The sequence below is a fragment of the Polynucleobacter sp. GWA2_45_21 genome (assembly GCF_001830325.1).
Classification (GTDB): Bacteria; Pseudomonadota; Gammaproteobacteria; order Burkholderiales; family Burkholderiaceae; genus Polynucleobacter.
Map to the genome: position 1 here is coordinate 236,483 of NZ_MHZG01000001.1, position 12,404 is coordinate 248,886.

A 12,404-nucleotide genomic window follows, 5' to 3' on the forward strand; every position below is an offset into this window, starting at 1 on the left:
AGTTTTTTAAATCTTAAAACTGCTCCGCTGTCAGCGCATTCGTGGAATGCCCGCTCTCTAGGATCGAGGTTGCTAGAGCTTGAGATTGTGGCAATAGATTTTCTGCAAAGAATCGTGCAGTGGCAATCTTGGCATCATAGAAATTAGGATCACCCGCGCGCAGCTCCTGCGCAGCCAGTAAGGCACGTGCCATTTGCCAGGCACCTAATACCAAGCCACATAAACGTAAGTAAGCAAAGCTACCGGCGTACACAGCCTTAACATCTGTCTTTGCATTTTCCACAATAAACTCAACAGCAGATTCAAAGGCAATACGTGCGGCGGTTAGTTGCTTTAGCACTGCCTTTGCATCTGCGGTGCCACTGCTTGCGAGATCTTTTTCAGTTTGCTGAATTTTTTCAGAGAATAGTTTTGCAGTTGCGCCACCATCACGCACCGTTTTTCTACCAATCAGATCATTTGCCTGAATAGCTGTAGTGCCCTCATAGATTGTCAGAATACGAGCATCACGGTAGTGCTGCGCCGCGCCCGTCTCCTCAATGAATCCCATGCCACCGTGCACTTGCACACCGAGGCTAGCTACCTCAATCGACATTTCAGTTGAGAAGCCTTTCACAATCGGCACCAGAAATTCATAAACCGCTTGACTCTGCTTGCGAGCGGCTTCATCAGGAGATGCATGTTGGGCATCATATGCAGCCGCAGCGTAATACGCTAAGGCTCTAGATGCCTCAATATAGCCGCGCATAGTCATCAGCATCCGCTTTACATCTGGTTGATGAATAATTGCTACAGGACCTGGAGAGCCGGCTAGATCGCGACTCTGTACGCGGTCTTTTGCATACTGCACCGCCTTTTGATATGCACGCTCTGCAACCGCAATACCCTGCATACCAACTGCAAAGCGAGCTGCATTCATCATTACGAACATGTATTCCAGGCCACGATTTTCTTCGCCTACTAAATATCCAGTTGCGCCACCATGATCGCCAAACTGTAAAACTGCAGTTGGGCTAGCCTTGATACCAAGCTTGTGCTCAATCGAGACACAGTGAACATCATTACGCTCACCAAGTAAGCCATCTGCATTCACCAAGAACTTCGGCACCACAAATAAAGAAATACCCTTCACGCCTTCTGGCGCATCTGGCGTTCTAGCTAATACGAGATGGACAATATTCTTTGCCATGTCGTGCTCACCATAGGTGATATAGATCTTGGTGCCAGAAATTTTGTATGTGCCATCGGCTTGGGGCACGGCACGAGCGCGCACCATTGATAGATCAGAGCCAGCTTGAGGCTCTGTGAGACACATGGATCCAGTCCACTCTCCAGAAATCATCTTCGGCACATAGCGCTCTTGCAACTCAGGGCTTGCTGCAGTTAACAAAGCCTCAATAGCACCATCGGTCAGCATTGGGCATAAAGCAAACGATAGGCTAGCTGAATGAACCATCTCAAAACAAGCTGTTGCAATAAGCTTTGGTAAGCCCTGACCGCCAAACTCTGCAGGATGAACAACGCCCTGCCAACCTGCCGCAGCAAATTGCTCAAAAGCATCTTTAAAGCCAGGGGTAGTGGTAACGATGCCGTCCTTTAAAGAGCTAGGATTTTGATCGCCAGCCCAATTAAGGGGTGCTACAACATCTTGATTGAATTTGGCAGACTCCTCCAAGATTGCTGGGGCTAAATCGACATCAGCTCCAGCCTCAGCATAGGAAGGATATGAAACAACCTGAGATAGCCCCGCTAGTTCGTTCATCACAAATAGCATGTCTTTTACTGGGGCTACATACGGCATAAGTATTCCTATGGATTAGATGTAAAGATAGTTAAAGGGATGTCCTAGCCAAGCAAGTTAGTCAGTTCAGGTACAGCGGTATTCAAATCCGCAACTAAGCCGTAATCAGCAACACTAAAAATCGGCGCTTCAGGATCTTTGTTGATTGCTACGATTACCTTAGAGTCTTTCATACCTGCTAAATGCTGAATCGCACCAGAGATACCTACTGCGATATACAACTGTGGAGCAACAATCTTGCCAGTCTGGCCCACTTGATAGTCATTCGGAACATAACCGGCATCTACCGCAGCACGGGAAGCACCCAAAGCAGCACCAAGCTTGTCCGCTAAAGGCACAACAATCTCTTGATACTTCTCACCAGAACCTAAACCGCGACCACCAGATACGATAATTTTGGCAGCAGTGAGCTCAGGACGATCCGACTTAGTCAGCTCGCGACCCACAAAAGAAGATTTGCCAGAAACCTCAGTAGCCGCTTGCTTTTCCACTGCAGCAGATCCACCGCTTGCAGCAACTGGATCAAAACCGGTTGTACGAACAGTAATCACTTTGACGGGGTCGGTGGATTGCACAGTAGCAATCGCATTACCGGCATAAATCGGGCGCTCAAAGGTATCAGACGAAACAACCTTAGTGATATCGGATAACTGCGCAACATCTAACTTTGCAGCTACCCGTGGCAATACATTCTTACCATTGGCAGTTGCTGGAGCCAAGATGTGGCTATAGCCATTAGCAATCGAAAGAATCTGCGCCGCTAAAGGTTCAGCGAGTTGATCTGCTAAAGATGGGGCGTCCACCTGAATCACTTTACGTACTCCAGCAATTTGAGCAGCAGCAGAAGCGGCAGCATCTGAGCCACTACCAGCCACCAATACATCTACTTCTGGGGAGCACTGCAAAGCAGCTGCTACCGCATTGAGTGTGGCTGCTTTTAAAGATTGATTATCGTGTTCAGCAATAACGAGTGCGGCCATTTAAATCACCTTCGCTTCATTTTTAAGTTTATCTACCAAAGCTACTACATCAGCCACCATCACACCAGCAGAGCGCTTTGGGGGCTCTTCCACTTTAAGAGTTTTAAGGCGTGGAGCAATATCTACACCAAGCTCTTCAGGCTTCACAATTTCCAAAGCCTTCTTCTTCGCCTTCATAATGTTTGGCAAAGTTACATAACGCGGCTCATTTAAACGCAAGTCAGTAGTAATCACCGCAGGCAAGGTAATCGCGATTGTTTCTAAACCGCCATCTACCTCGCGAGTCACACTTGCTTTACCGTCTGCAACTACCACTTTGGAGGCAAAAGTTGCTTGCGGAATATCCATCAAGCTAGCCAACATCTGTCCAGTCTGATTGCTATCATCATCAATTGCTTGCTTACCCAAAATTACAATCTGCGCTTGCTCTTTTTCAGAAAGGGCTTTCAGAATTTTTGCAACCGCTAAAGGCTGCAGCTCGGCATCAGTCTCTACCAAGATGGCGCGATCTGCGCCAATTGCTAAGGCAGTGCGCAACGTTTCCTGGCATTGAGTTGGGCCGGCAGAAACTACTACTATCTCAGTCGCAACACCCGACTCCTTGAGTCGAACCGCCTCTTCCACTGCAATCTCATCAAAAGGATTCATACTCATTTTGACGTTCGCCAAATCGACACCAGAGTTATCCGATTTCACCCGAATTTTGACGTTGTAATCAACGACACGCTTTACTGCTACTAAGATTTTCATGCTGAATTCTCTATTTTTGAGTAACTTTTCTATTTTATCCGTCTAGTACCAATTAGAGCTAGACGTCGATTGCTGAAGCGGATCCTGCCTGCTTACGCAATTCAAACTTCTGAATCTTGCCGGTAGAGGTCTTTGGTAACTCACAGAACACAATAGCTCTTGGCACCTTAAAACCAGCCAAATGCTGCTTGCAATGGGCGATGATGTCGGCGGGCGTCACCTCCATACCGGGCTTGATCTCCAAAAAGGCGCAAGGCGTCTCGCCCCACTTATCGTCAGGCTTAGCAACTACTGCGGCAGCAATGACTGCTGGGTGACGATAGAGAACATCTTCAACCTCTACAGAGGAAATATTTTCACCACCAGAAATGATGATGTCCTTACTGCGATCTTTCATCTTGATATAGCCATCAGGGTTCATCACCGCTAAATCACCAGAATGAAACCAGCCCCCCTCAAAAGCCTCTTTGGTTGCCTTCTCATTCTTGAGGTAACCCTTCATGGCGATATTGCCTTTAAACATAATCTCGCCCATGGTCTCGCCATCAGCAGGGACGGGCTCAAGGGTCTCAGGATCAAGAACGGCAATTGCTTGTTGCATGTGATAACGAACACCTTGACGGGCATTGAGGCGAGCTCTCTCACCAATATCCACATCATTCCACTCATCCTGCTTCACGCAAACTGCTGCGGGACCGTAGACCTCAGTTAATCCGTAGACGTGCGTCAAGTCAAAACCAAGCTTTTCCATACCTTCAATAATCGAAGCTGGAGGCGCGGCGCCTGCGATTAAACCCTTCACACCAGAAGGTACACCCTCTTTTAATTCATCGGGAGCATTGACTAATAGGTTATGCACAATGGGAGCCGCACAGTAATGCGTAACATCGTGCTCTTTAATGGCGGCAAAAATATGTTGCGCATCAACGCGACGTAGACAGACATTAATACCTGCACGAGCCGCTATCGTCCATGGGAAGCACCAACCATTGCAATGGAACATGGGTAGTGTCCAGAGATAAATGGGGTGCTTATTGATATCCCAATCCAAAATATTTGAGACAGCATTAATCGCTGCGCCACGATGGTGATACACCACGCCTTTTGGATTGCCGGTAGTTCCAGAGGTGTAATTGAGGCAAATAGCTTGCCATTCATCGGCGGGGACTTTCCATGCAAACTGGGGGTCGCCCTCAGATAAGAGCTTCTCATAAGTCAGTGTGCCTAACTTCTCACCAGGAACATCAAACTCTTTTTCCTCAACATCAACCACCAAAAACTCGCGGCCACTTTCTTTCTTGGCGATTTCAAGAGCTTTTTTCATCACTCCCGAGAATTCGGGATCCACCATCACCACTTTTGCTTCACCATGATTCAACATAAAGGCAACTGACTCTGGATCAAGGCGTGTGTTTAGGGCATTTAATACCGCTCCAGCCATCGGGATTCCGAAATGTACCTCAACCATTGGGGGTGTATTGGGCAACATCACGGCAACGGTATCGCCCAAGCCAATTCCATGCTTTTGCAGAGCGCTTGCTAGGCGACGACAACGCTCATATGTCTGACTCCAAGTCTGGCGTAGCTTGCCATGAATGATTGCCAAGCGATCTGGATAAACCTGGGCTGATCGCTCAAGAAATAATAGTGGGGTAATCGGAGTGAAGTTGGCCGAGTTTCGCTCTAAACTTTGCTCAAAAATATTAGCCATATGCGCCTTAAATATTGGTCATTTTTTAATCTGAATTTCTAATTCCGCTTAGATATCTGCGAGTGCTTTCACATGCGCAACCACGCTACGGCCTAAAGCAGACAGGTTGTAGCCACCCTCTAGGCAACTGACAATGCGACCTTGGGCATATTGATTTGCAACCCCCTTAAGCTGCTTAGTCATCCAAGCATAATCATCCTCTACTAACCCCATCTGCCCTAAATCATCCTCACGGTGAGCATCAAAGCCTGCAGAGATGATGATGAGCTCTGGCTCAAAGTCTCGTAAACGAGGCAACCATTGCTCTTCCACTATCGAGCGCACCACATCACCACGTGTAGATGCAGGAAGCGGAACATTCACCATATTGTTTGCCCCATCCAAGCCACTGTAGGGGTAAAACGGGTGCTGAAAGAAACTACACATCAGCACATTGGGATCATTAAAAAAAGCAGCTTCAGTACCATTGCCATGGTGCACATCAAAGTCAATAATCGCGACTCGCTCAATACCATACTGTTCCATCGCATATCGTGCTGCTACGGCAACATTATCAAAAACACAAAATCCCATAGAGCGGGTTGGCTCCGCATGGTGGCCTGGCGGGCGCACCGCACAAAACACGTTTTCAACCTCACCCTTCATTACGGCGTCCACACCGGCGATAGCAGCACCCGCAGCACGCAGAGCGGCACTCCAGGTATGAGGGTTCATAATAGTGTCACCATCGAGCATGAAGTAACCGCTTGCAGGCGAACGCTCTTTAACAAAGGCAATATGATCTGGGCTGTGAACTAACTCCAATTGATCTTCAGTTGCTAGTGGCGCATCTAAATGATGCAGAAAGCGATCTACACCACTGCGAATCAGTTGATCATTAATTGCCTGAATGCGCTCTGGGCACTCGGGATGATGACTACCCATCTCATGCTTTAGAAAGTCTGGATGAGTTATGTATCCTGTTGTCATTACTAGAAATCCTCAAATAACAAAACTATTATTTTTATAATTTAATCAAACCTAGCAAAACATCAAAAACCCAATTTCTTATCCATGAATTTTCGCGTCTCCTACCTCACTTCAACACTCCTCACAGTGCTTCTGCTTGGTGCTTGCTCCAGCGTTCCCACCCAGCAAGTTAGCCCTACAGAGACTATCGTAAACCAGTCTGAAGATGTCGCAACAGAAGCCCGTTTTAGCCAAAATCTCAATCAATTAATCACTCAAATTGCCCAAACCCAGGGAATCCCTCAGGCCAGCCTAGAATCAGGCTTCTCTGATGCTAAAACGATCCCCTCCATACGCAAATTGGTATTACCCCCAGCAGGTGGCTTTAAAAAGAATTGGGTCGCCTATCGCAAGCGTTTTATTGAGCCAGTTCGCATTAAGGCTGGGAAGGCCTTTTGGGAGCAAAACCAGGCATTCTTAAGCAAGGTTGAGCAAGAATCAGGCGTCCCAGCTGAAATCATCGTCTCCATTATTGGCATTGAAACCATTTATGGCCGTCAAACTGGAAACTTCCGGGTCAAGGATGCACTTTCTACATTAGCCTTCAGCTACCCAGATACACCCAATAAAGCTAGTCGAGAGCAACTCTTTAAAGACCAACTTCAAGAGCTCATCCTGATGTGCTGGACCGAGGGGGGTGGCAACTTGCCTGCCAACAATAGCAAGCAAGGATTGAATCAGGCACGGTTTAATGCCTGCCTAAATCAGAATAGCTCCTATGCCGGTGCGATTGGTCTGCCACAGTTCATGCCAAGCAGTATTCGCAGCTTTGCAGTAGATGGCGATGGAGATGGGCGTATTGATCTCAAACAAAGCCCTAAGGATGCTATTGCTAGCGTAGCTAACTTTATGAGAAAGCATGGCTGGCAACCTGGCATGCCGATTTACTTCCCCTTACAGGAAGGATCAATCAGTGAGGCAAGCGCCCTAGCTGATGGGGAGCCTCAACTGAAGTACTCAGTTCAAGAACTCATCGCAAAAGGTATCCTCACTAAAGAGCAAGGTGACCTTCAGTCAGGCGGGGTTGAGCCGCAAAGCAAGGCCCTTATTGTTGATCTACCCTACCCAGATAAAGATGGTAGCGATCAGGTTCGTTACGTAGTTGGGCTCAATAATTTTCTGGCGATTGTGCAGTACAACCGCAGTTACTTTTACGCGCAAAGTGTTGCTGAGTTTGCAGAAGCATTAGGATATAAAAATCAAAGTGCAGTTCCTACCTCAACAACTAAAGCGAAGTCAGAAACAAAGTCAGCAGAACCGGTCAAATCTAAACCCAAAAAGTCTGCCAGTAAGAAAAAACAAAAGCAGGCTTAATGCACTCAGACTGAATGTATTACGCTGGGAAAACGCCAGTAGAAAGATAACGGTCGCCACGGTCGCAGACAATAAAGACAATCGTGGCATTTTCCACTTGGCGAGCAATGCGTAAGGCAACAACCAAAGCACCGCCAGCTGAGATACCGCAGAAGATACCCTCTTCAGCAGCAAGGCGACGAGCCATTTCTTCAGCATCCGCTTGGGTCACATACTCAATGCGATCAACTTTATCACCCTGATAAATCTTTGGCAGATACTCTGGAGCCCATTTACGAATACCTGGAATCTGTGAACCCTCTTCCGGCTGCGCACCAATAATCTGAATAGCGGGATTCATGGACTTGAGATAAGTGGAGACTCCGGTAATTGTTCCGGTGGTACCCATCGCTGAAATGAAGTGGGTAATCTGACCATCGGTATCACGCCAGATTTCGGGACCAGTGGTCTCGATATGAGCACGAGGGTTATCTGGGTTCGCGAACTGATCAAGCAATCTACCGCGCCCCTCTTTTTGCAATTGCAATGCATAGTCTCGGGCAAATTCCATACCGCCAGATGCTGCTGTCAGGATTAACTCTGCACCGTAAGCAGCCATACTTTGGCGGCGTTCAATGCTTTGATTTTCAGGCATCACCAAAACCATCTTGTAGCCCAACATCGCAGCAGTCATCGCCAACGCAATGCCAGTGTTGCCACTGGTAGCTTCAATCAGAGTGTCGCCTGGTTTAATTTCACCACGCTCTTGAGCGCGTAAGATCATCGACAGCGCAGGCCGGTCTTTAACCGACCCCGCTGGATTATTACCCTCTAACTTTCCTAAGATCAGATTATTTTTAGTATCGTTTTCAGCGCCAGGAATACGTTGCAAACGAACCAAGGGCGTATTACCCACGGTCTGCGAAATAGTTAAGTAAGAAGGTGTGCTCATGAAACCATTTTAGCCATAAGCTAGGCTAGACGTAAAAGGGTTTAATTTCGGCGATTTGCTTCCGCACGATCCTGATTATGGCGAGAGCCACTTTGACCGCGCGAGCCACGTCTGCTAGCCTTGGAGCCCTCTTTATTGGTTCTACCATGCGGTTCACGAAATGAACTGGGCGCCTCTATGGTTAAGCCGTTATCCACCATCTTTTCAACTGATTTCATACCAATGCCACGCACGCGCTTTTGCAGGTCATTGGCATCCTGAAAATGCCCACCATCCAAACGTTCAGCAATAATGGTTTTCGCTTTAGACGGCCCAATACCTTTAATACTTTCCAATTCGGACTGGGTTGCAGTGTTGACGTTGACTGGTGAAGCAGCAGCCAATCCTGAGACAGCTACAAATACTGAAAATACCAAAGACTTTAATAATTGATTCATTTAATCTCCATCGGTTAATAAAAAATCCACTTACACGAAGTGCAAGTGGATCAGTTACAACGAATGAAGATTCAGTCGGTTGACTGTTTTTTAAAGCTTAAAGTGGACTTGCCAAGAAATCTGAATTCTCTGATAGCCAGGCAATATAACGACTGACACCCTGCTCCACATTGAGGAAGGGCTCAGAGTATCCAGCGGCACGCAGCTTAGTTAAGTCAGCCTGAGTAAAGCACTGGTACTTGCCTTTGAGTGCATCTGGAAATGGAATGTACTCAATCGCTTTTTCTTTGACCAACTCTTCCAAGCTAGCAGGATTGGCTTTATCAATTTTGCGCATGGCATTGGCTACCGCATGAGCAACATCATTAAATGGTTGCGCGCGACCACTGCCGAGATTAAAGATGCCACTGATTTCTGGATGATCCAAGAAATATAAATTCACTTTCACCACATCTTCTACCGAAACAAAGTCACGACTTTGTTCACCGGCGCCATAACCACCATATTCGCCAAAGAGCTTTACCTTACCGTTGGCTTTGTACTGATGGTATTGATGAAAGGCTACTGAAGCCATGCGACCCTTATGGGATTCACGTGGGCCATAGACATTGAAATATCGAAAGCCCACAACTTGTGCTGTATTAGCCTTCTCGGCAAAACGCTTACGCATCACTTGATCAAATAAGAATTTAGAGTAGCCATAAATATTCAATGGCTTCTCATGCTCGCGACTTTCAACAAAAACATCTGAGCCACCATAAGTAGCGGCAGATGAAGCGTAGAGCAGCTGGACTTTTTGCTCTGTACAGATATCAAGCAGGTCCATGGTGTAGCGGAAGTTGTTTGCCATCATGAAGATGCCGTCAGTTTCCATCGTATCGGAGCAGGCCCCCTCATGAAACACCGCCCTGACCTTACCAAAACGACCGCTTCTAAATGCTTCTAGAAACTCATCCTTATCAAGATAATCAATGATGTCTAGATCAGCCAAATTACGATACTTATCAGCGGGACGTAAATCATCAACCGCAATAATGTTTTTCTCACCACGCGCATTGAGCGCTTGAACAATATTGGCGCCGATAAATCCGGCAGCGCCAGTTACGATAATCGTCATTGCAATTCCTCAGAAGTAACGGTGGCTGTTCCTAGCTTGCCAACCACAATACCACCAGCTCGGTTAGCTAAAGCCATGGCTCTTTCCAGGGGCCAGCCAGCTGCTAGCGCCACTGCCAGCGTACCAATGACAGTGTCACCTGCGCCAGACACATCAAATACTTCGCGCGCCTGCGCCTTTACATGACTCACACCAGCCTCAGTAAATAAACTCATACCCTCTTCAGAGCGAGTCAGGAGAAGCGCTTCCAGGTTTAATGATTTTCTAAGATCTTGCGCTCTCTTTGTGAGATCTTCTTCACTAGTCCATTGACCAACTACCTGACGCAACTCACTACGATTAGGTGTCAGTACGGTTGCGCCACGATACTTAGCGTAGTCATCACCCTTAGGGTCCACCAAAATCATCTTCTTCTGAGCACGAGCCTGCTCGATCATCAAAGCCACTTGTCCCAATGCACCTTTGCCGTAGTCAGACAAAATCACCACATCAGCATCACCGACTAGCTTCTCATAACGCTCCAACTTATGAGCGAGGGCAGCCTCACTAGGGGCTTCTTCAAAATCCAAACGAATCAATTGCTGTTGCCTTGCGATGACACGTAGCTTCACAGTTGTTGGTACCTTGCCATCAACCTCAAGCTGACTATCAACGTGACTAGATGTCAGCAATTCAGAAACACGGCGGCCTGGCTCATCATCACCAATCACACCCAAGATGGTTGTCTTTGCACCAAGAGCGGCTACGTTACGGGCTACGTTAGCCGCGCCCCCCAAACGTTCATCAATCTTACCCACTTGAACTACAGGAACTGGTGCTTCTGGAGAAATCCGATTCGTATCGCCAAACCAATAGCGATCCAGCATGACATCGCCCACCACTAATAAACAGGCTTTAGAAAATTGTTCTCGGTTGGCTTTTTCCACGATGTAACTGATCTCTCTAATCTTTCAAATAGATTCTTTTGTGCTGGTAATTAATTATGACGACCAATACCTTGGTATTCAATGCCTAATTCTTGCATAGCTTGTGGCTCGTACAGATTGCGGCCATCAAAGATAATCGGGTTCTTCAAATTGGCTTTGAGTTGCTCAAAATCGGGGCTACGGAAGGCTTTCCACTCAGTCACGATGACTAGAGCATCAGCACCTTGGGTAGCTGTCATGGGGTCATCTACCAAAGTCACTTGTTTGAGGCCGTCTGGGCTGCCTTTAAAGTCCACCTCAAGACAATGCTTGGTCTCCGGCATCGCTACTGGATCGTGAGCCACTATCTGGGCTCCGCGCTTAACCAGCTCTTGAATAATCACACGACTCGGGGCTTCGCGCATGTCGTCGGTATTGGGCTTAAATGCTAATCCCCACATGGCGAACTTCTTACCCTTAAGATCCGCACCAAAACGTTTTTCAATCTTCTCTACCAAGATGTATTTTTGCGCTTCGTTCACGGCCTCTACGGCATCGAGGATCTTGAGATCACGGCCATGCTCAATTGCAGTCTTAGATAAGGCGGAGACGTCTTTCGGAAAGCAAGAACCGCCATAACCGGTACCGGAATACAAAAATCCGTAACCAATACGAGAGTCCGAACCAATACCTTGGCGCACTGCTTCAATATCCGCTCCAACTAAGTCTGCCAAATTAGCCAACTCGTTCATAAAAGAGATACGGGTAGCCAACATCGCATTTGCGGCGTATTTAGTCAACTCGGCACTTTTGACATCCATGTAATAAGTGCGCTCATGATGGCGGTTAAATGGGGCATAGAGTTTGCGCATTTGCTCTTTAGCGCGCAGACCTGCTGGGGTGCTTTGTGTGCCAATCACAATGCGATCGGGGCGCATAAAGTCTTCTACAGCCGCCCCCTCTTTGAGGAACTCCGGGTTAGAAACTACGGAGCACAGCTCTGGTGAGAGGCCTCTTTTAGTAAGTTCCTCTGTAATCGCAGCAGAAACCTTATCAGCAGTGCCGACGGGTACAGTTGATTTATCGACAATCACTTTAGCTGTGGTCATATGACGGCCAATATTGCGAGCTGCTGCCACTACGTATTGAAGGTCAGCCGAACCATCTTCATCAGGAGGGGTGCCAACGGCAATAAATTGAATATCGCCATGGGCAACAGAAGCGGCAATATCAGTAGAAAACTGCAAACGGCCAGCAGCGCGATTGCGCTCAATCATCTCTTTTAAGCCTGGCTCATAAATCGGCACGCCGCCAGAATTGAGGATCTCGATCTTTTTAGGATCAACGTCGACACAAAAGACGTTATTGCCCTGCTCCGCTAAGCAAGCGCCAGTAACAAGTCCAACGTAACCGCTGCCGATGATGGTGACTTTCAAGATATCTCCAAGTA

General features: G+C 47.4%; 11 protein-coding genes. 1 reads left to right on the forward strand and 10 read right to left on the reverse strand.

Annotated features, from left to right (window positions below; genetic code table 11):
• Window positions 1-13: 13 nt before the first annotated feature.
• Genes A2X74_RS01195 through A2X74_RS01215 form a run of 5 tightly spaced genes read right to left on the reverse strand, consistent with a single transcriptional unit; the run spans window position 14 to window position 6,211 of the window.
• Window positions 14-1,801, reverse strand: a complete 1,788-nt coding sequence (locus tag A2X74_RS01195) for an acyl-CoA dehydrogenase (RefSeq protein ID WP_293627602.1) — start codon at window positions 1,799-1,801, stop codon at window positions 14-16.
• Window positions 1,802-1,845: 44 nt separating this feature from the next.
• Complete coding sequence (locus tag A2X74_RS01200) at window positions 1,846-2,781, reverse strand: electron transfer flavoprotein subunit alpha/FixB family protein (RefSeq protein ID WP_293627604.1); 936 nt, start codon at window positions 2,779-2,781, stop codon at window positions 1,846-1,848.
• Complete coding sequence (locus tag A2X74_RS01205; protein ID WP_293627606.1) at window positions 2,782-3,531, reverse strand: electron transfer flavoprotein subunit beta/FixA family protein; 750 nt, start codon at window positions 3,529-3,531, stop codon at window positions 2,782-2,784.
• Window positions 3,532-3,589: 58 nt separating this feature from the next.
• Window positions 3,590-5,242, reverse strand: coding sequence for an acyl-CoA synthetase (locus A2X74_RS01210; RefSeq protein WP_293627608.1), 1,653 nt, complete (start codon window positions 5,240-5,242; stop codon window positions 3,590-3,592).
• 48 nt (window positions 5,243-5,290) lie between these two features.
• A complete protein-coding gene (locus A2X74_RS01215) occupies window positions 5,291-6,211 on the reverse strand; it encodes a histone deacetylase family protein (RefSeq protein WP_293627610.1) in 921 nt (306 codons plus the stop codon).
• 84 nt (window positions 6,212-6,295) lie between these two features.
• On the opposite strand from A2X74_RS01215, the gene mltB reads away from it, so the two are divergent.
• The gene (gene mltB / locus A2X74_RS01220) at window positions 6,296-7,564 is read left to right on the forward strand and encodes a lytic murein transglycosylase B (RefSeq protein ID WP_293627612.1); all 1,269 of its coding nucleotides are present in this window, start codon (window positions 6,296-6,298) and stop codon (window positions 7,562-7,564) included.
• Between the two features lie 19 nt (window positions 7,565-7,583).
• Here the strand turns inward: mltB and cysM are convergent, their stop codons facing one another.
• The 5 genes from cysM to A2X74_RS01245 form a co-directional block, all read right to left on the reverse strand.
• Window positions 7,584-8,495 (reverse strand): cysteine synthase CysM, encoded by a 912-nt coding sequence (gene cysM, locus A2X74_RS01225; RefSeq protein WP_293627614.1) that lies wholly within the window; start codon window positions 8,493-8,495, stop codon window positions 7,584-7,586.
• Window positions 8,496-8,536: 41 nt separating this feature from the next.
• Complete coding sequence (locus A2X74_RS01230; protein ID WP_293627616.1) at window positions 8,537-8,932, reverse strand: helix-hairpin-helix domain-containing protein; 396 nt, start codon at window positions 8,930-8,932, stop codon at window positions 8,537-8,539.
• A 97-nt stretch (window positions 8,933-9,029) separates the two neighbouring features.
• Entirely contained in the window at window positions 9,030-10,049 is a 1,020-nt protein-coding gene (gene rfaD / locus A2X74_RS01235; protein ID WP_293627618.1) for an ADP-glyceromanno-heptose 6-epimerase, read from the reverse strand.
• Window positions 10,046-10,975, reverse strand: coding sequence for a D-glycero-beta-D-manno-heptose-7-phosphate kinase (gene rfaE1, locus A2X74_RS01240; RefSeq protein ID WP_293627620.1), 930 nt, complete (start codon window positions 10,973-10,975; stop codon window positions 10,046-10,048). The genes rfaD and rfaE1 overlap by 4 nt, the downstream gene beginning before the upstream one ends.
• 50 nt (window positions 10,976-11,025) lie before the next feature.
• Complete coding sequence (locus A2X74_RS01245) at window positions 11,026-12,390, reverse strand: UDP-glucose/GDP-mannose dehydrogenase family protein (protein ID WP_293627622.1); 1,365 nt, start codon at window positions 12,388-12,390, stop codon at window positions 11,026-11,028.
• Window positions 12,391-12,404 lie beyond the last annotated feature (14 nt).